The 20,060-nt window shown below is 67.6% G+C and carries 15 protein-coding genes, 1 tRNA gene and 1 pseudogene; 14 read left to right on the top strand and 3 right to left on the bottom strand.

The window, feature by feature from the left end:
• The first annotated feature begins 59 nt into the window (after window positions 1-59).
• On the top strand, window positions 60-1,115 hold the full coding sequence (locus M2157_RS20195) for a UDP-N-acetylmuramate dehydrogenase (protein ID WP_280865873.1): 1,056 nt from the start codon (window positions 60-62) through the stop codon (window positions 1,113-1,115).
• A 63-nt stretch (window positions 1,116-1,178) separates the two neighbouring features.
• On the opposite strand, the gene M2157_RS20190 is transcribed toward M2157_RS20195, so the two are convergent.
• Window positions 1,179-1,811, bottom strand: a complete 633-nt coding sequence (locus M2157_RS20190; RefSeq protein ID WP_280865872.1) for an NAD(P)H-binding protein — start codon at window positions 1,809-1,811, stop codon at window positions 1,179-1,181.
• A gap of 120 nt (window positions 1,812-1,931) precedes the next feature.
• On the opposite strand from M2157_RS20190, the gene M2157_RS20185 reads away from it, so the two are divergent.
• Window positions 1,932-2,549 carry a helix-turn-helix domain-containing protein gene (locus M2157_RS20185; RefSeq protein WP_280865871.1) on the top strand — a complete coding sequence of 206 codons (618 nt, stop codon included), beginning with the start codon at window positions 1,932-1,934 and terminating at the stop codon, window positions 2,547-2,549.
• A 36-nt stretch (window positions 2,550-2,585) separates the two neighbouring features.
• Window positions 2,586-3,256: pseudogene (locus tag M2157_RS20180) on the top strand (hypothetical protein).
• Here M2157_RS20180 and M2157_RS20175 read toward each other — a convergent pair.
• Together M2157_RS20175 and M2157_RS20170 are read right to left on the bottom strand one after the other, a co-directional pair.
• The gene (locus M2157_RS20175) at window positions 3,237-4,277 is read right to left on the bottom strand and encodes an adenosine deaminase (RefSeq protein ID WP_266521113.1); all 1,041 of its coding nucleotides are present in this window, start codon (window positions 4,275-4,277) and stop codon (window positions 3,237-3,239) included. The pseudogene M2157_RS20180 and the gene M2157_RS20175 overlap by 20 nt on opposite strands.
• Window positions 4,278-4,388: 111 nt before the next feature.
• A complete protein-coding gene (locus tag M2157_RS20170) occupies window positions 4,389-5,615 on the bottom strand; it encodes a pyridoxal phosphate-dependent aminotransferase (protein ID WP_280863114.1) in 1,227 nt (408 codons plus the stop codon).
• A 248-nt stretch (window positions 5,616-5,863) separates the two neighbouring features.
• Between M2157_RS20170 and M2157_RS20165 the strand changes: the two genes are divergently transcribed.
• From M2157_RS20165 to M2157_RS20115, 11 genes are all read left to right on the top strand, one after another.
• A tRNA-Trp gene (locus tag M2157_RS20165) sits at window positions 5,864-5,936 on the top strand.
• Window positions 5,937-6,044: 108 nt separating this feature from the next.
• A complete protein-coding gene (gene secE / locus M2157_RS20160) occupies window positions 6,045-6,329 on the top strand; it encodes a preprotein translocase subunit SecE (RefSeq protein ID WP_266521117.1) in 285 nt (94 codons plus the stop codon).
• 81 nt (window positions 6,330-6,410) lie between these two features.
• Window positions 6,411-7,259: a transcription termination/antitermination protein NusG gene (gene nusG, locus M2157_RS20155; protein ID WP_266521119.1), complete on the top strand. Its 849-nt coding sequence runs from the start codon at window positions 6,411-6,413 to the stop codon at window positions 7,257-7,259.
• A 168-nt stretch (window positions 7,260-7,427) separates the two neighbouring features.
• Window positions 7,428-7,862, top strand: coding sequence for a 50S ribosomal protein L11 (gene rplK, locus M2157_RS20150; RefSeq protein WP_007384044.1), 435 nt, complete (start codon window positions 7,428-7,430; stop codon window positions 7,860-7,862).
• Between the two features lie 83 nt (window positions 7,863-7,945).
• Entirely contained in the window at window positions 7,946-8,671 is a 726-nt protein-coding gene (gene rplA / locus M2157_RS20145; RefSeq protein ID WP_057607926.1) for a 50S ribosomal protein L1, read from the top strand.
• 113 nt (window positions 8,672-8,784) lie between these two features.
• Window positions 8,785-9,624, top strand: coding sequence for a hypothetical protein (locus tag M2157_RS20140; protein WP_280865870.1), 840 nt, complete (start codon window positions 8,785-8,787; stop codon window positions 9,622-9,624).
• A 90-nt stretch (window positions 9,625-9,714) separates the two neighbouring features.
• Entirely contained in the window at window positions 9,715-10,566 is an 852-nt protein-coding gene (locus M2157_RS20135; RefSeq protein WP_280865869.1) for a DUF1396 domain-containing protein, read from the top strand.
• Window positions 10,567-10,850: 284 nt separating this feature from the next.
• Entirely contained in the window at window positions 10,851-11,381 is a 531-nt protein-coding gene (gene rplJ, locus M2157_RS20130) for a 50S ribosomal protein L10 (protein ID WP_266521127.1), read from the top strand.
• A 126-nt stretch (window positions 11,382-11,507) separates the two neighbouring features.
• Window positions 11,508-11,891 carry a 50S ribosomal protein L7/L12 gene (gene rplL, locus M2157_RS20125; protein WP_266560781.1) on the top strand — a complete coding sequence of 128 codons (384 nt, stop codon included), beginning with the start codon at window positions 11,508-11,510 and terminating at the stop codon, window positions 11,889-11,891.
• A 561-nt stretch (window positions 11,892-12,452) separates the two neighbouring features.
• Window positions 12,453-15,938, top strand: coding sequence for a DNA-directed RNA polymerase subunit beta (rpoB, locus tag M2157_RS20120; RefSeq protein WP_280863111.1), 3,486 nt, complete (start codon window positions 12,453-12,455; stop codon window positions 15,936-15,938).
• Between the two features lie 100 nt (window positions 15,939-16,038).
• Window positions 16,039-19,938, top strand: a complete 3,900-nt coding sequence (locus tag M2157_RS20115; RefSeq protein ID WP_280863110.1) for a DNA-directed RNA polymerase subunit beta' — start codon at window positions 16,039-16,041, stop codon at window positions 19,936-19,938.
• Window positions 19,939-20,060: the final 122 nt, after the last annotated feature.

Below are 20,060 nucleotides of genomic sequence, written 5' to 3'. Positions count from 1 at the left end.
CCGCCCCCACCGCCGGAGCCCCCCGTCCCACCGCCGGAGGCCCCCGTAGGCTGTACCGCGTGCAGGAACGACACGACGCCCCCCTCGCCCCCCTGACCACCTTCCGTCTCGGCGGCCCCGCCACCCGGCTCGTCACCGCGACGACCGATGCCGAGGTGATCGAGGTCGTCCGCGAGGCCGACGCCACCGGTACGCCGCTCCTCGTGATCGGCGGCGGCTCCAACCTCGTCATCGGGGACAAGGGGTTCGAGGGCACCGCACTCGTCATCGCCACCAAGGGGTTCGAGCTCGCCGGCACCCACCTGGAGCTCGCCGCGGGCGAAGTGTGGACCGACGCCGTCGAACGCACCGTGGACGCCGGACTCGCCGGTGTCGAGTGCCTCGCCGGCATCCCCGGTTCCGCGGGCGCCACCCCCATCCAGAACGTCGGCGCCTACGGCCAGGAGGTGTCCTCCACCATCACCGAGGTCATCGCCTACGACCGCCGCACCGGAGCCACCGTCACCCTCACCAACGACGACTGCGCCTTCTCCTACCGCCACAGCCGCTTCAAGGAAGACCCCGCCCGCTACGTCGTCCTGCGCGTCCACTTCGACCTGGAAGACGCCGACGGCCTCTCCGCGCCGATCAAGTACGCCGAAACCGCCCGCGCCCTGGGCGTGGAACCCGGCGACCGCGTCCCCCTCACCGACGCCCGCGCGACCGTCCTGAAGCTGCGCGCCGGAAAGGGCATGGTCCTGGACCCCGACGACCACGACACCTGGTCGGCAGGCTCCTTCTTCACCAACCCCATTCTCACGGCCGCCCAGTTCGCGGAGTTCCACGCGCGCGTGAAGCACCGCCTCGGCGAGGACACCGAACCCCCCGCCTACCCCGCGGGCGAGGGCCACACCAAGACCTCCGCGGCCTGGCTGATCGACAAGGCGGGCTTCACCAAGGGCTACGGCACCGGCCCCGCCCGCATCTCCACCAAGCACACCCTGGCCCTCACCAACCGGGGCGACGCCACCACCGAGGACCTCCTCACACTGGCCCGGGAGGTCGTGGCGGGCGTGCGGGACACCTTCGGGATCACGCTGGTCAACGAGCCGGTGACGGTGGGCGTCAGCCTGTAGCCGACCAGGTCCGAAAGCGTCAACACCGTCAGACCGCCAGAACCGCCAGAACCGCCAGAACCGTCAGTACGCCACCCCCACCCCCTGCTTCACCACTCCCGCGTCCCCGATCATCCCCAGCATCGCGTGCGCCACATCCGCCCGCGAGATGAACCGCCCCCGCGCCGGAAACCCTCCGGTCACCACCCGGTACACCCCGGTCACCGGCTTGTCCTGAAGACGCGGCGGACGTACGACCGTCCAGTCCGTACCGCTCGCCGCCAGCTCCGCCTCCATCTCGCTCAGATCGGCGTAGACGTCCTTCAGTACGGCGGACACGAGCCCCCGCATCCACCGGTCCACCGCCCCCTCGTTCACCGGCGCCGGCCCGACCGGCCCCGCGCTGACGGCCAGCACCCGCCGGACCTGTTCCGCCTCCATCGCGGCCAGCACCACGCGGGTCAGCCGCGCCGCGATCCCGGCGTCCTTGCGGGCGCGCGGCCCGAGCCCGGACAGCACCGCGTCCCGCCCGGCCACGACGGGCCGCAGCACCTCCGGGTCGGTGAGGTCCGCACGGACCACCTCCAGCCGTTCGCCCGTGACGGTCAGCCGGGCAGGATCCCGTACGACCGCCGTGACCTCATGGCCTGCCGCCAGGCCCTGCCGGACGAGCTCGCGCCCTATGCCCCCGGTGGCACCGAAAACCGTGAGTTTCATGGGGTACTCCCGTACTCGAAGGAGGTGGGTGAGTATTCACTCACCCCTGTCTCCCTCTAGAGTGGGTAAGTACTCACCCACCCGTCAAGCCCGCCACCCGACTCAAGGGGACCGAACAGCATGGAGCCCAAGCCCGGCCCGGCCCGCGTCCGCATCCTCGACGCCGCCCATGAGCTGATGCTCACCGTGGGGCTGGCGCGTGCCACGACCAAGGAGATCGCGAAGGCGGCCGGCTGCTCCGAGGCGGCGCTGTACAAGTACTTCGCCAGTAAGGAGGAGGTGTTCATCCGCGTCCTCGCGGAACGCCTCCCGAGACTGGCCCCCCTGCTGCACGCCCTTGCCGCCGAGCCGGGCAACCACACCCTCGAGGAGAACCTCACCGAGATCGCCCGCCAGGCCGCCCTCTTCTACGAGCAGAGCTTTCCGATCGCCGCCTCGCTGTACGCCGAGACCCAGCTCAAGCGACGCCACGACGACGCGATGCGCGAGATGGAGTCCGGCCCGCACAAGCCGATCGAGTGGCTCGACGCCTACCTCAAGGCCGAGCAGTCCATCGGCCGGGTCGCCCCCACCGCCGACACCTTCGCCGCGGCCTCCCTGCTCCTGGGCGCCTGCGCGCAGCGGGCGTTCGCCTACGACGCCACACAGGACGGCGTACGCCCGCCGGTGGAGGAGTTCGCCGCCCGGCTGGCCCGGACCCTGCTGGGCGGAATCTCGGTAGCCGGGGAATCGGCGTGACCGTCACGCTGGGCCCATGACATCCAGGACCCCCGAATGCGGCTGAGGCTCACGGAGTTCAGACCCCGCACCGGCCCCCATGAACACCGCGTCGTCCAGCCCCGCCACACCCTGCGCCACACGTCGCTGACCGCACCGGAACCGATCGGCCTGCTCCTCGGCGACCACGACGGACTGAACCGGCTCGCGGGCCTGTTCTCCTTCGCCGCCTACTCACGCCACACGATCGTCCATGTACCGCTGCGGGACGGGATCCCGCCGGACGAGGGCGGGGGGGGGAGCGCGTCGACCTCGTCCTCGCACACCACTCGTACGGGCTGCGCCCCAGCAAATGGCCCGAGCTGCGGCGCTCCCTCAAGGCCGGTACCCCCCTGTCCGTACGCACCGACGAGGCACGCACGCACAAGGACGCCGGAGCCTGGAGGCAGCGACGCACGCGCGCGGACTTCCGGGACGAACTGCGGCACGCCACGCACGCGCGCACGTTCTTCCTGTTCGGCAGCCGGGATGCCTTCGCCCTGGCGGCCGTGAACTTCGCGTACGCCGCGGGCTGGGGACCACGCCAGAAGGGCGTCGCCAAAGGGCACTCGGCCATGCTGACGGGCATCTGGCTGAAGGACGAGCCCGGCGGCGGGCATCCCCGCGAGGTGCTGGTCTGCTTCAAGCCCTACCCGCCCTACGCCCACTTCAAGAGGCCGGGTGGCTGAGCCAGTCGTCCACTCCCGACAGCAGCTTGGCCTTCATGTCCTCCGGTGCCGCCGAAGCCCGTACCGACTGCCGGGCCAGTTCCGCGAGCTCAGCGTCCGAGAAGCCGTGGTACTGCCGGGCGATCTCGTACTGCGCGGCCAGCCGGGACCCGAACAGCAGCGGGTCGTCGGCGCCCAGCGCCATCGGTACCCCGGCCTCGAACAGCTTCCGCAGCGGCACGTCCTCCGGCTTCTCGTACACACCCAGCGCCACATTGGACGCCGGGCACACCTCGCACGTCACCTGCCGGTCCGCCAGCCGCTTCAGCAGCCGCGGGTCGTCCGCCGCGCGCACCCCGTGCCCGATCCGGTTCGCGTCCAGGTCGTCGAGACAGTCCCGTACCGACGACGGTCCGGCCAGCTCGCCGCCGTGCGGCGCCGACAGCAGCCCGCCCTCGCGCGCGATGTTGAAGGCCCGGTCGAAGTCCCGTGCCATGCCCCGGCGTTCGTCGTTCGAGAGTCCGAAACCGACCACACCCTTGTCCGCGTACCGCACCGCCAGCCGGGCCAGCGTGCGGGCGTCCAGCGGATGCTTCATCCGGTTCGCGGCGACCAGTACCCGCATCCCGAGCCCGGTCTCGCGCGAGGTCGTCTCCACCGCGTCCAGGATGATCTCCAGCGCCGGGATCAGCCCGCCGAGCCGGGGCGCGTACGACGTCGGGTCGACCTGGATCTCCAGCCACCCCGAGCCGTCGCGCACATCCTCCTCCGCGGCCTCCCGCACCAGCCGCCGGATGTCCTCGGGCTCGCGCAGACACGAGCGGGCCGCGTCGTACAACCGCTGGAAACGGAACCACCCCCGCTCGTCCGTCGCCCGCAGCTTCGGCGGTTCCCCGCTGGTCAGTGCTTCGGTCAGCGCCTCGGGCAGCCGTACGCCGTACTTGTCGGCCAGTTCCAGAACCGTCGCCGGGCGCATCGACCCGGTGAAGTGCAGGTGCAGATGGGCTTTCGGCAGCTCAGAGACATCACGTACACGCTCCATTCCAGGATCCTGCCGTACGTCACTGGTGTCCCGGTAGCGCTTTCCCCTTTAGTGGTCTTGCTCGCACAAAAAAGCACCCCCTCATGGGAGGGGGTGCCTTGTCGCGGCGGCTCAGTCCTGCGCCTCCGCCAGCAGCTTCTGGATCCGCGAGACGCCCTCGACGAGATCCTCGTCACCCAGGGCGTACGACAGCCGCAGATAGCCCGGCGTGCCGAAGGCCTCGCCCGGGACGACCGCGACCTCGGACTCCTCCAGGATCAGCGCGGCCAGCTCGACGGTGTCCTGCGGGCGCTTGCCGCGGATCTCCTTGCCGAGCAGGGCCTTGACCGAGGGGTAGGCGTAGAAGGCGCCCTCGGGCTCCGGGCAGAGCACGCCGTCGATCTCGTTGAGCATCCGCACGATGGTCTTGCGGCGGCGGTCGAAGGCCGTGCGCATCTCCGCCACCGCGTCGAGGTTGCCGGAGACGGCGGCGAGGGCCGCGACCTGGGCGACGTTCGACACGTTGGACGTGGCGTGCGACTGGAGGTTGGTCGCGGCCTTGACGACGTCCTTGGGGCCGATGATCCAGCCCACCCGCCAGCCCGTCATGGCGTACGTCTTCGCGACACCGTTGACGACGATGCACTTGTCGCGCAGCTCGGGCAGGAGCGCGGGCAGCGAGGTGAACTTCGCGTCGCCGTAGACGAGGTGCTCGTAGATCTCGTCGGTCAGCACCCACAGGCCGTGCTCGGCCGCCCAGCGGCCGATCGCCTCGGCCTCGGTCTCGCTGTAGACGGCACCGGTCGGGTTGGACGGGGAGACGAAGAGCACGACCTTCGTCTTCTCGGTGCGGGCCGCCTCCAGCTGCTCGACGGAGACGCGGTAGCCGGTCGTCTCGTCGGCGACGACCTCCACCGGGACACCGCCGGCCAGCCGGATCGACTCCGGGTACGTCGTCCAGTACGGCGCCGGGACGATCACCTCGTCGCCCGGGTCGAGGATCGCGGCGAAGGCCTCGTAGATCGCCTGCTTTCCGCCGTTGGTCACCAGGATCTGGGACGCGTCGACCTCGTAGCCGGAGTCACGCAGCGTCTTCGCGGCGATCGCGGCCTTCAGCTCGGGAAGACCGCCGGCCGGGGTGTAGCGGTGGTACTTGGGGTTCGAGCAGGCCTCGATGGCGGCCTGGACGACGTAGTCCGGGGTCGGGAAGTCGGGCTCGCCGGCGCCGAAGCCGATCACCGGACGCCCGGCGGCCTTGAGGGCCTTGGCCTTGGCGTCCACGGCGAGAGTGGCGGACTCGGAGATCGCGCCGACTCGGGCGGAGACCCGGCGCTCGGTGGGAGGGGTTGCAGCGCTCATGGAGCCCATCGTTTCAGACTGGAAACTCCCCCGGCACGCGGGTTTCACAGACTGAACAACTGCTGAACAACCGTCCGGATTCGCCTCTCACGCTGGGCGATCTTCCGTCCCCAAGGCCCGTACGGGCGCTTTCTGTTCGACGAGGGCCCGTGGACCACGTACACTCTCACCTCGTCGGCCTTCAGCAGCCCACCCAGCCGGTGCACACCGAGCACCCGGTCGGATGCGGTACGTTGGGGGACGCACAAAGGGTCGTAGCTCAATTGGTAGAGCACCGGTCTCCAAAACCGGCGGTTGGGGGTTCAAGTCCCTCCGGCCCTGCTACACACACCTTCGCCAGGATGTGTGCGCATGTACGTACAGCAATGCACCGCCGTGCGGCTCCAACCGGGCGCGGCACGGCCACGACCCGGGAACAGGTGAGGACGAATGGCGGACGCCGTGGGCTCCATTGATACGCCTGATGCCCAGGATGAGGCGCCGGAGTCCAAGAAGACCCGCAAGGGCGGCAAGCGTGCCAAGAAGGGCCCGCTGAGGCGCCTCGCGCTCTTTTACCGGCAGATCGTCGCAGAGCTCCGCAAGGTCGTCTGGCCGTCGCGGAACCAGCTGACGACGTACACGACCGTGGTGATCGTCTTCGTCCTCGTCATGATCGGCCTGGTGACCGTGATTGACTATGGACTCAACCACGCCGCCAAGTACGTATTCGGCTGAGCACAGAGCGAAGGGCGCCGAGGTTACCGGCGCCCCTTTTCGCATGTTCCACCCCAAAGTATCCAGGAAGAAGCAGCCACCGTGTCTGACCAGAACCTGAACGACGCCATCGAGCCCGACGAGTCTGTCGACGACGAGCTCGACATCGTCGAGGGCGCGGACGAGGACCTGGACGAGGTCGAGGCTGCCGACGCCGAGGCGGGCGAGCCCGCCGAGGAATCCGCCCTCCACGTCGAGGACGAGTCCGGCGGTGACGTCGAGGCCGTCGAGGACGAGGACGAAGAAGAGGTCGAGGAAGAGCCGGCCGAGCCGGTCGACCCCGTCGCCGCCCTGCGCGAGGAACTGCGGACCCTTCCCGGCGAGTGGTACGTCATCCACACCTACGCCGGCTACGAGAACCGCGTGAAGACCAACCTCGAGCAGCGTGCCGTCTCGCTGAACGTCGAGGACTTCATCTTCCAGGCCGAGGTGCCGCAGGAAGAGGTCGCGCAGATCAAGAACGGCGAGCGCAAGACCATCCGCCAGAACAAGCTCCCCGGCTACGTGCTGGTGCGCATGGACCTGACGAACGAGTCCTGGGGCGTGGTCCGCAACACCCCCGGCGTCACCGGCTTCGTGGGCAACGCCTACGACCCGTACCCGCTGACCCTGGACGAGATCGTCAAGATGCTCGCCCCGGAGGCCGAGGAGAAGGCCGCCCGCGAGGCCGCCGAGGCCGAGGGCAAGCCCGCTCCGCAGCGCAAGGTCGAGGTCCAGGTGCTGGACTTCGAGGTCGGCGACTCGGTCACCGTCACCGACGGCCCCTTCGCCACCCTCCAGGCCACGATCAACGAGATCAACGCCGACTCGAAGAAGGTCAAGGGCCTCGTCGAGATCTTCGGCCGCGAGACCCCGGTCGAGCTGAGCTTCGACCAGATCCAGAAGAACTGAGGTTCTGCGGACCGCATGCTTCCGAGCAGGTCAGACGGGCTTACGCAGCCCGTCTGACCTGCTCGGTTTTTGGCCGCGCATCTATACCCGCTATCGTTGTGCGGTATGCCTGCGTCCAGAGGAGCAATCTGGGCCCGGGTAGGACCCGAAGAGAGGAACCGGAGAGCTATGCCTCCCAAGAAGAAGAAGGTCACGGGGCTCATCAAGCTCCAGATCCAGGCCGGTGCCGCCAACCCGGCTCCGCCGGTCGGCCCCGCGCTGGGTCAGCACGGCGTCAACATCATGGAGTTCTGCAAGGCGTACAACGCCGCGACCGAGTCGCAGCGTGGCTGGGTGATCCCGGTGGAGATCACGGTCTACGAGGACCGCTCCTTCACCTTCATCACCAAGACGCCGCCGGCCGCCAAGATGATCCTCAAGGCCGCGGGCGTGGAGAAGGGCTCCGGCGAGCCGCACAAGACCAAGGTCGCCAAGATCACCCAGGCGCAGGTCCGCGAGATCGCCACCACCAAGATGCCCGACCTCAACGCCAACGACCTGGACGCCGCCGCGAAGATCATCGCCGGCACCGCGCGTTCCATGGGCGTCACGGTCGAGGGCTGAGCCCCAACCCCCCGTACAAAGCAGAAGTGGCAGGGCCTGCTCGGCCCGTACCACGACTCCTTTCAGAACACACAGGAGCAGTTGTGAGCAAGCGCAGCAAGGCCCTTCGCGCTGCGGACGAGAAGATCGACCGGGAGAAGCTGTACGCCCCGCTCGAGGCCGTCCGTCTCGCCAAGGAGACCTCCACGTCCAAGTTCGACGGCACCGTCGAGGTCGCCTTCCGTCTGGGTGTCGACCCGCGCAAGGCCGACCAGATGGTCCGTGGCACCGTGAACCTCCCGCACGGCACCGGTAAGACCGCCCGGGTCCTGGTCTTCGCGACCGGTGACCGTGCCGAGGCCGCTCGTGCCGCGGGCGCCGACATCGTCGGCGCCGACGAGCTCATCGACGAGGTGTCGAAGGGCCGTCTGGACTTCGACGCCGTCGTCGCCACCCCGGACCTCATGGGCAAGGTCGGCCGCCTCGGCCGCGTGCTCGGTCCCCGTGGTCTCATGCCGAACCCCAAGACCGGCACCGTCACCCCCGATGTCACCAAGGCTGTCACCGACATCAAGGGCGGCAAGATCGAGTTCCGCGTCGACAAGCACTCGAACCTGCACTTCATCATCGGCAAGACGTCGTTCGACGACACCAAGCTGGTGGAGAACTACGGCGCGGCGCTGGAGGAGATCCTCCGTCTGAAGCCGTCCGCCGCCAAGGGTCGCTACATCAGGAAGGCCGCCATCAGCACCACGATGGGCCCCGGCATTCCGCTGGACTCCAACCGCACCCGCAACCTCCTCGTCGAGGAGGACCCGGCCGCGGTCTGAGACACCGGCAGGTTCCCGGGCCCCGCACCTTTCCAGGTGCGGGGCCCGTTCCCGTGTGCGGGCGCTGTGCTCTGGGTTAGCGTGCGAGCAGGGCACTTGCACCAGGGGGACGCATGAAGAGGACGACGGTCTGGGTCGCGACGGCCGCCGCGCTGACGGGACTGGCCGCCTGCACGTCCTCGGGCTCCTCCGAAGCGCCGGAGGGCGAGCGCACCGCCTCGGCGCCCGCCGCCCTCCCGGCCCTGCGCACCGCCGAGCGCTCCACCCAGCGGGCCGAGACGGCCCGGGTGAGGTCCACCACCGTGATGGGCACCCAGCTGTCCCTCACCGCCGACGGCGTCCTCGCCTGGCGCGACGGCCTCTCCGGCAGCCTCACCATCGACTACACCGGCGGCACCGCGGCCGAGACGATGCGCGGCCTCGGCGTCACCTCCATGGAGGCCCGCTACCTCTCCGACGCCTACTACGCGCGCATGGGCGACACCTTCGCCGCGAAAACGGGCGGCAAGCACTGGCTCAGGTACGCCTACGACGACCTGAAGACCCTCGGCGGCGGCGCCGGCCTCGCCGACCAGATGCGCTCCACCACCCCCGACCAGTCGGTGAGGCTGCTGCTGGACTCCGGGGACGTGCGCGAGCTCGGCCGGGAGACCGTGGACGGCCAGGCCGCCACGCACTACGCCGGCACCGTGCGGATGGAGGACGTCACCGACACCGAGCTCCGGCGGCGCCTCCAGGACGCCAAGGTCACCGCCGAGACCGTCGACATCTGGATCAACGAGAAGAACCTCCTGGTCAAGAAGGTCGAGAAGACCAGCACGACGAACGGCAGGGTGACCCAGACCGCCCACTACAGCGACTACGGCGTCGCGGTCGCCGTACAGAAGCCGCCGGCCGCCGACACCGAGGACTTCAAGACCCTCCTGTCACAGTCGAGCACCAACCCCACCTGAGCCACAGGGAATTCGCGGATCCCTGGCGCCCCTCTCGGATAGGCTCGCGGTCTTGCTGTGAATCGACCATGTGTTCCTTGGGGGGAATCAATGGCTACTTCTGTACGACGTTCCGTGCGCGGTCGGACCATCGGCGCCGGGCTCGCCGCCGTGGCTCTCGCCGCGGGTGCGGTGAGCTGTTCCAAGGGGGGCGAGGAGTCGCCGGAGATGACTCCCGCGGCCGCGGTCGCCAAGGCGGCGAAGAACACCGAGGACATCACCTCCTTCCACTACCGGATGAAGGGCGAGATGCCCGAGCAGGGGCAGGTCCAGGCCGAGGCCGCCATGCGGACCAAGCCCGACATCGCGATGAGCATGAAGATGACCGCGGCCGGGCAGGGCTCCGCGGAGATCCGTCTCGTCGACAAGGCCATGTACATCGGCGGCAACGCCGAGCTGGCCAAGGAGATGGACGGCAAGAAGTGGATGAAGTTCGACCTGTCCGGGCTCGACAAGGACGGCGGCCTCGGCGCCACCGCGCCCGGCGCCGGCCAGGCCGACCAGAACCCGGCCTCCATGTCCACCTTCCTCAACGGGGCCAAGGACGTGAAGAAGGTCGGCACCGAGACGGTCGACGGGGTCAAGACGACCCACTACGCGGGCGACGTCACGCTGGCCGAGCTCAAGGCATCCTTCAAGGACGCCGACAAGTCGGTCCGCGAGCAGCGCGAGAAGAGCACCGAGCAGCTGGAGAAGCTGGGCCTGGACAAGTTCACGATGGACATGTGGGTCGACGGTGAGGACCACGCCAAGCAGTTCCGCATGCAGGGTGACGCGGACAAGGGCAAGTTCGACATGACCTTCACCTTCCTCGACTACAACAAGCCCGTGACCGTCACGGCCCCGCCCGCGAAGGACACCGCGGACCTGGCCGAGATGATGAAGGAACTCCAGAACGGCTGAGCGTCGTAGGGCCGGATTTGCTTGACAGGGATCCGGTCACGTACGCTCCTACAGAAGCCAAAGACCGCTGGTCGTTGCTGTGTTCTCGCTAGAGGGCGCAGTGGCCGAAGGATCCGCTGAAACCGCGGACGACCCGCGCAGGTGAATGTGGAAGTCGCTCCTGGACCACATGCATTGCGTATGTGATGCCGGTCGAGCTACGCCCCGTGCGCCTGCGCCGGGGCGTTTCGTTTGTTCAGCCCCTTCTGAGCGGTCCTCATCACCCGGAAGGAGGCCGACGCTCTATGGCAAGGCCCGACAAGGCTGCCGCGGTAGCCGAGCTGACGGAGCAGTTCCGCAGCTCGAACGCCGCCGTGCTGACCGAGTACCGGGGTCTCACCGTGGCGCAGCTCAAGACGCTGCGTCGTTCGCTCGGTGAGAACGCCCAGTACGCCGTGGTGAAGAACACGCTGACCAAGATTGCGGCCAACGAGGCCGGGATCACGACGCTCGACGACCTGTTCAACGGTCCGACGGCGGTCGCCTTCGTCACCGGTGACCCGGTGGAGTCGGCCAAGGGTCTTCGTGACTTCGCCAAGGACAACCCGAACCTCGTCATCAAGGGCGGTGTCCTTGACGGCAAGGCGCTGTCCGCCGACGAGATCAAGAAGCTTGCGGACCTCGAGTCCCGCGAGGTTCTGCTCGCCAAGCTGGCGGGCGCCTTCAAGGGCAAGCAGACTCAGGCTGCTCAGGTCTTCCAGGCGCTCCCGTCGAAGCTCGTCCGCACCGTGGACGCGCTTCGTGCCAAGCAGGACGAGCAGGGCGGTGCCGAGTAATTCGGCTCCCGAAATGATCGCTGCCTGAGGCGTCCCGCCTGAGGTGACGGTCGTCGCGGGCCGAACGTACGCCCGCCAGACATGTACATACCGGCACCAGCCGAATTAGTGGAAGGATCGCCCATCATGGCGAAGCTCAGCCAGGAAGACCTGCTCGCGCAGTTCGAGGAGATGACCCTCATCGAGCTCTCCGAGTTCGTGAAGGCCTTCGAGGAGAAGTTCGACGTCACCGCCGCCGCCGCGGTCGCCGTCGCCGGCCCCGCCGGCCCGGCCGCTGCCGCCGAGGTCGCCGAGGAGCAGGACGAGTTCGACGTCATCCTCACGGGTGCCGGCGAGAAGAAGATCCAGGTCATCAAGGTCGTGCGTGAGCTGACCTCCCTGGGTCTGAAGGAGGCCAAGGACCTCGTGGACGGCGCCCCCAAGCCCGTTCTCGAGAAGGTCGCCAAGGAAGCCGCCGAGAAGGCCGCCGAGTCCCTCAAGGGCGCCGGCGCCTCCGTCGAGGTCAAGTAACACCTCTCACAGGTCCCGCTGGACCTGTAACGCGCAAGCACCGAAGAGCGATCATCCATCCGGGTGGTCGCTCTTCGGCGTTCCTGGGGGCGCGGCCACGGTTACCTTGTCGCCTCCTGGGCGGGGGGTATGGTGATCTTCGTCGTGTCTCCCGAACGCCCCGGTTCGGGCTGGGGGGCCTTGACGAACCGCACGCAGCGCGCAATTCTCAGGACGCGTCGCCAGAACGGTCCGAATCCGAGGCATGGATCGGTGACGAAGAGGGCAGTATCAACGTGCGTTGAGGGCAGGCATGCCGAGGACGTTGAGGGCAGCGAGAGTTTTTGAAGACTGGGCAGAAAAGCAGGGCTGGACATCAGTGCGCCGACTGGCTACACTGACCCTTTGCGCTGCCTGTTAGCTGCCCCCTGCCCGTCACCAGGGGTCTGCCCTCGCCTGAGCATCGATGATCGGACCATCTCTGACCTGGCCCTTCGGCCGAATCGGAGATACCTGTCTCTGTGCCGTGGGTGAGGGTCCGGGGAGCGCGTAGTGAGTCCGAGCCCTCGGAAGGACCCCCTCTTGGCCGCCTCGCGCACTGCCTCGACCGCGAATACGAACAACGCCGCCAGCACCGCCCCGCTGCGCATCTCTTTTGCAAAGATCAAGGAGCCTCTCGAGGTTCCCAACCTGCTCGCGCTGCAGACCGAGAGCTTTGACTGGCTGCTCGGGAACACCGCTTGGCAGAGTCGGGTCGAGGAGGCTCTGGAGTCAGGTCAGGACGTCCCCACCAAGTCCGGTCTGGAGGAGATCTTCGAGGAGATCTCCCCGATCGAGGACTTCTCCGGGTCGATGTCGCTGACGTTCCGTGACCACCGTTTCGAGCCGCCGAAGAACAGCATCGACGAGTGCAAGGACCGCGACTTCACGTACGCGGCCCCGCTCTTCGTGACGGCCGAGTTCACCAACAACGAGACCGGCGAGATCAAGTCCCAGACGGTCTTCATGGGCGACTTCCCGCTCATGACCCACAAGGGCACCTTCGTCATCAACGGCACCGAGCGTGTCGTGGTGTCGCAGCTGGTCCGCTCGCCGGGCGTCTACTTCGACTCCTCCATCGACAAGACGTCCGACAAGGACATCTTCTCGGCCAAGATCATCCCCTCCCGGGGTGCCTGGCTGGAGATGGAGATCGACAAGCGCGACATGGTCGGTGTCCGTATCGACCGCAAGCGCAAGCAGTCCGTCACCGTGCTCCTGAAGGCTCTCGGCTGGACCACCGAGCAGATCCTCGAGGAGTTCGGCGAGTACGAGTCGATGCGCGCCACCCTGGAGAAGGACCACACCCAGGGCCAGGACGACGCGCTTCTCGACATCTACCGCAAGCTGCGTCCGGGCGAGCCCCCGACCCGTGAGGCCGCGCAGACGCTGCTCGAGAACCTCTACTTCAACCCGAAGCGCTACGACCTCGCCAAGGTCGGCCGCTACAAGGTCAACAAGAAGCTGGGTGCGGAGGCTCCGCTGGACGCGGGCATCCTGACCGTCGAGGACATCATCTCGACGATCAAGTACCTGGTGAAGCTGCACGCGGGCGAGACCGAGACGGTCGGCGACAGCGGCACGAACATCGTCGTCGAGACCGACGACATCGACCACTTCGGCAACCGTCGTCTGCGCAGCGTCGGCGAGCTCATCCAGAACCAGGTCCGCACGGGTCTGGCTCGTATGGAGCGCGTCGTGCGTGAGCGCATGACGACCCAGGACGTCGAGGCGATCACGCCGCAGACCCTGATCAACATCCGGCCGGTCGTCGCCTCCATCAAGGAGTTCTTCGGCACCAGCCAGCTGTCGCAGTTCATGGACCAGAACAACCCGCTGTCGGGTCTCACCCACAAGCGCCGTCTGTCGGCTCTTGGCCCGGGTGGTCTCTCCCGTGAGCGGGCCGGCTTCGAGGTCCGTGACGTGCACCCGTCCCACTACGGCCGTATGTGCCCGATCGAGACGCCCGAAGGCCCGAACATCGGTCTGATCGGTTCGCTCGCCTCCTACGGCCGCGTCAACGCGTTCGGCTTCGTGGAGACGCCGTACCGCAAGGTCGTCGAGGGCATCGTCACCGACGACGTCGACTACCTGACGGCCGACGAGGAGGACCGCTTCGTCATCGCGCAGGCCAACGCCACGCTCGACGACGACATGCGCTTCACCGAGAACCGCGTCCTGGTCCGCCGCCGTGGCGGCGAGGTCGACTACGTCCCCGGTGACGACGTGGACTACATGGACGTCTCGCCGCGCCAGATGGTGTCGGTCGCGACCGCCATGATCCCGTTCCTCGAGCACGACGACGCCAACCGTGCCCTCATGGGCGCGAACATGATGCGCCAGGCCGTGCCGCTCATCAAGTCCGAGGCCCCGCTCGTCGGCACCGGCATGGAGTACCGCTCCGCCGTCGACGCCGGTGACGTGGTCAAGGCCGAGAAGGCGGGTGTGGTCCAGGAGGTCTCCGCGGACTACATCACCACCGCCAACGACGACGGCACGTACATCACGTACCGCCTGGCCAAGTTCGCCCGTTCCAACCAGGGCACCTCGGTCAACCAGAAGGTCATCATCGACGAGGGCGACCGCGTCGTCGAGGGCCAGGTCCTCGCCGACGGCGCGGCCACCGAGAACGGCGAGATGGCGCTCGGCAAGAACCTGCTCGTGGCGTTCATGCCGTGGGAGGGTCACAACTACGAGGACGCGATCATCCTGTCGCAGCGCCTCGTGCAGGACGACGTCCTCTCCTCGATCCACATCGAGGAGCACGAGGTCGACGCCCGTGACACCAAGCTCGGCCCCGAGGAGATCACCCGGGACATCCCGAACGTCTCCGAGGAGGTCCTCGCCGACCTCGACGAGCGCGGCATCATCCGTATCGGTGCCGAGGTCATCGCCGGTGACATCCTCGTCGGCAAGGTCACGCCCAAGGGTGAGACCGAGCTGACGCCGGAGGAGCGCCTGCTGCGCGCGATCTTCGGTGAGAAGGCCCGTGAGGTCCGTGACACCTCGCTGAAGGTGCCGCACGGCGAGACCGGCAAGGTCATCGGCGTGCGTGTCTTCGACCGCGAGGAGGGCGACGAGCTTCCCCCCGGTGTGAACCAGCTGGTGCGCGTGTACGTGGCGCAGAAGCGCAAGATCACCGACGGTGACAAGCTCGCCGGCCGACACGGCAACAAGGGTGTCATCTCCAAGATCCTGCCCATCGAGGACATGCCGTTCCTCGAGGACGGGACCCCGGTCGACATCATCCTCAACCCGCTCGGTGTGCCGTCCCGAATGAACCCGGGACAGGTTCTGGAGATCCACCTCGGCTGGCTCGCCAGTCGCGGCTGGGACGTCTCCGGGCTCGCCGAGGACTGGGCGCAGCGGCTTCAGGTGATCGGCGCCGACCAGGTCGACCCGGGCACCAACGTCGCCACCCCGGTGTTCGACGGTGCGCGTGAGGACGAGCTCGCGGGTCTGCTGAACCACACCATCCCGAACCGCGACGGCGAGCGCATGGTGCAGCCGACCGGTAAGGCGAGGCTGTTCGACGGCCGCTCCGGCGAGCCGTTCCCGGAGCCGATCTCGGTCGGCTACATGTACATCCTCAAGCTCCACCACCTGGTCGACGACAAGCTGCACGCCCGGTCGACCGGTCCGTACTCGATGATCACCCAGCAGCCGCTGGGTGGTAAGGCCCAGTTCGGTGGCCAGCGCTTCGGTGAGATGGAGGTGTGGGCGCTGGAGGCATACGGCGCCGCCTACGCCCTCCAGGAGCTGCTGACCATCAAGTCCGACGACGTCACCGGCCGCGTGAAGGTCTACGAGGCCATCGTCAAGGGCGAGAACATCCCCGAGCCCGGCATCCCCGAGTCCTTCAAGGTGCTCATCAAGGAGATGCAGTCCCTGTGCCTCAACGTGGAGGTGCTGTCCTCGGACGGCATGTCCATCGAGATGCGCGACACCGACGAGGACGTCTTCCGCGCGGCGGAAGAGCTCGGCATCGACCTGTCCCGGCGCGAGCCGAGCAGCGTCGAAGAGGTCTGACGGGAGTCCGGCCGGAGGACCTGGTGAGGAACCTCCGGCCGGCCCCTGGACCCCCGTTTCAGACCCCAAGACTTACAACCCTGAGAGGGATTGACGCATAGTGCTCGACGTCAACTTCTTCGATGAGCTCCGGATCGGTCTGGCCACCGCTGACGACATCCGTCAGTGGAGCCACGGCGAGGTCAAGAAGCCAGAGACCATCAACTACCGCACCCTCAAGCCCGAAAAGGACGGACTCTTCTGCGAGAAGATCTTCGGTCCGACCCGGGACTGGGAGTGCTACTGCGGCAAGTACAAGCGTGTCCGGTTCAAGGGCATCATCTGTGAGCGCTGCGGCGTCGAGGTCACTCGCGCCAAGGTGCGCCGTGAGCGGATGGGCCACATCGAACTGGCCGCCCCCGTCACGCACATCTGGTACTTCAAGGGCGTTCCGTCGCGCCTCGGCTACCTGCTCGACCTCGCTCCGAAGGACCTGGAGAAGGTCATCTACTTCGCGGCGTACATGATCACGTACGTCGACGAGGAGCGCCGCACCCGCGACCTGCCCTCCCTGGAGGCGCACGTCTCCGTGGAGCGTCAGCAGGTCGAGAACCGGCGTGACGCCGACCTCGAGGCCCGTGCCAAGAAGCTGGAAAGCGACCTGGCCGAGCTGGAGGCCGAGGGCGCCAAGGCCGACGTGCGCCGCAAGGTGCGCGAGGGTGCCGAGCGTGAGATGAAGCAGCTGCGCGACCGTGCGCAGCGCGAGATCGACCGTCTCGACGAGGTGTGGACCCGCTTCAAGAACCTCAAGGTCCAGGACCTAGAGGGCGACGAGCTGCTCTACCGCGAGCTGCGTGACCGCTTCGGCACGTACTTCGACGGTTCGATGGGTGCCGCGGCGCTGCAGAAGCGCCTGGAGTCCTTCGACCTCGACGAGGAGGCCGAGCGCCTCCGCGAGATCATCCGTACCGGCAAGGGCCAGAAGAAGACCCGTGCGCTGAAGCGGCTGAAGGTCGTGTCTGCGTTCCTGCAGACCTCCAACAGCCCCAAGGGCATGGTTCTCGACTGCGTCCCGGTCATCCCGCCGGACCTTCGCCCGATGGTGCAGCTGGACGGTGGCCGCTTCGCGACCTCCGACCTGAACGACCTGTACCGCCGTGTGATCAACCGGAACAACCGCCTGAAGCGGCTTCTCGACCTCGGTGCCCCCGAGATCATCGTGAACAACGAGAAGCGCATGCTTCAGGAGGCCGTCGACGCGCTGTTCGACAACGGTCGTCGTGGTCGCCCGGTCACCGGTCCCGGTAACCGCCCGCTGAAGTCCCTGAGCGACATGCTCAAGGGCAAGCAGGGTCGTTTCCGTCAGAACCTGCTCGGCAAGCGTGTGGACTACTCCGCGCGTTCCGTGATCGTCGTCGGTCCGCAGCTGAAGCTGCACCAGTGCGGTCTGCCGAAGGCGATGGCGCTGGAGCTCTTCAAGCCGTTCGTGATGAAGCGCCTGGTCGACCTGAACCACGCGCAGAACATCAAGAGCGCCAAGCGCATGGTGGAGCGCGGCCGCACGGTCGTGTACGACGTCCTCGAAGAGGTCATCGCCGAGCACCCGGTTCTGCTGAACCGTGCGCCCACCCTGCACCGCCTCGGCATCCAGGCCTTCGAGCCGCAGCTGGTCGAGGGCAAGGCCATCCAGATCCACCCGCTCGTCTGCACCGCGTTCAACGCGGACTTCGACGGCGACCAGATGGCCGTGCACCTTCCGCTGTCCGCGGAGGCGCAGGCCGAGGCCCGCATCCTGATGCTGTCCTCGAACAACATCCTCAAGCCCGCCGACGGCCGTCCGGTGACGATGCCGACCCAGGACATGGTCCTCGGTCTGTTCTTCCTCACCACCGACGGCGAACTGCGTGACACCAAGGGCGAGGGCCGGTCCTTCGGCTCCACGGCCGAGGCGATCATGGCGTTCGACGCCGGCGAGCTCGCGCTGCAGTCGCCGATCGACATCCGCTTCCCGGTGGGCACCATCCCGCCGCGCGGCTGGATGCCTCCGGCGCGCGAGGAGGGCGAGCCCGAGTGGCAGCAGGGGGACACCTTCCGCCTGCGCACCACCCTGGGCCGCGCGCTCTTCAACGAGCTGCTGCCCGAGGACTACCCGTTCGTCGACTACTCGGTGGGCAAGAAGCAGCTCTCCGAGATCGTCAACGACCTGGCCGAGCGCTACCCCAAGGTCATCGTGGCGGCGACGCTCGACAACCTGAAGGCGGCGGGCTTCTTCTGGGCGACCCGTTCCGGCGTCACCGTGGCCATCTCCGACATCGTCGTTCCCGAGGCGAAGGTCGAGATCGTCAAGGGCTACGAGGCCCAGGACGAGAAGGTCCAGAAGCAGTACGAGCGCGGTCTCATCACGAAGGAAGAGCGGACTCAGGAGCTCATCGCGATCTGGACCAAGGCGACCAACGAGGTCGCCGAGGCGATGAACGCGAACTTCCCGAAGACCAACCCCATCTTCATGATGGTTGACTCGGGTGCCCGAGGAAACATGATGCAGATGCGGCAGATCGCCGGTATGCGCGGTCTGGTGTCGAACGCCAAGAACGAGACGATCCCGCGTCCGATCAAGGCGTCCTTCCGTGAGGGCCTGTCCGTGCTGGAGTACTTCATCTCCACCCACGGTGCCCGTAAGGGTCTGGCCGACACCGCCCTGCGTACCGCCGACTCGGGTTACCTGACCCGTCGTCTGGTGGACGTCTCGCAGGACGTCATCATCCGCGAGGAGGACTGCGGCACCGAGCGCGGCCTCCGGCTCCAGATCGCGGAGATCGGCGCGGACGGTGTGCTGCGCAAGGCGGACAACGTCGAGACCAGCGTGTACGCACGTGCGCTGGCCGAGGACATCACCGTCGACGGCAAGGTGCTGGCCCCGGCCAACACCGACCTCGGCGACGTCCTCATCGACGAGCTCGTCAAGCACGGTGTCTCCGAGGTCAAGACCCGCTCGGTCCTGACCTGCGAGTCCGCCGTCGGTACCTGCGCGATGTGCTACGGCCGCTCGCTGGCCACCGGCAAGCTGGTCGACATCGGTGAGGCGGTCGGCATCATCGCCGCCCAGTCCATCGGTGAGCCCGGTACCCAGCTGACGATGCGTACCTTCCACACCGGTGGTGTGGCCGGTGACGACATCACCCAGGGTCTGCCGCGTGTCGTCGAGCTCTTCGAGGCCCGTACCCCGAAGGGTGTCGCCCCGATCTCCGAGGCCCAGGGCCGCGTGCGGATCGAGGAGACCGAGAAGACCAAGAAGATCGTCATCACGCCGGACGACGGCAGCGACGAGACGGCGTTCCCGATCTCGAAGCGCGCCCGACTCCTGGTCAGCGAGGGCGAGCACGTCGAGGTGGGCCAGAAGCTCACCGTGGGTGCCACCAACCCGCACGACGTGCTGCGCATTCTGGGCCAGCGTGCCGTCCAGGTCCACCTGGTCGGCGAGGTCCAGAAGGTCTACAACTCGCAGGGTGTGTCGATCCACGACAAGCACATCGAGATCATCATCCGGCAGATGCTGCGCCGCGTGACGATCATCGAGTCCGGCGACGCCGAGCTGCTGCCCGGTGAGCTGGTCGAGCGCTCGAAGTTCGAGACCGAGAACCGTCGTGTGGTCCAGGAGGGCGGTCACCCGGCCTCCGGTCGTCCGCAGCTGATGGGTATCACCAAGGCCTCGCTGGCGACGGAATCCTGGCTGTCGGCCGCCTCCTTCCAGGAGACGACCCGAGTCCTGACGGACGCGGCGATCAACGCCAAGTCCGACAGCCTCATCGGCCTCAAGGAGAACGTCATCATCGGTAAGCTCATCCCGGCCGGTACGGGTCTGTCCCGCTACCGCAACATCCGGGTCGAGCCGACCGAGGAGGCCAAGGCCGCGATGTACTCGGCCGTCGGCTACGACGACATCGACTACTCGCCGTTCGGCACGGGCTCCGGGCAGGCTGTGCCGCTGGAGGACTACGACTACGGGCCGTACAACCAGTAAGCGGGTTGCTTGAGTCGGAGGGGCGGTCACCCTGTGGGGTGGCCGCCCTCCGGCGTGCCCGCGCGTGGGCGTCGGCGGGGAACGAGCGACAATCGGCCGCCATGGCTGATGCGCGTACCGTC

The sequence above is a fragment of the Streptomyces sp. SAI-127 genome (genome assembly GCF_029894425.1).
Lineage (GTDB): Bacteria > Actinomycetota > Actinomycetes > Streptomycetales > Streptomycetaceae > Streptomyces.
The sequence above is the reverse complement of the archived record's forward strand: the minus strand, read 5'-3'. Positions and strand labels throughout refer to the sequence as shown.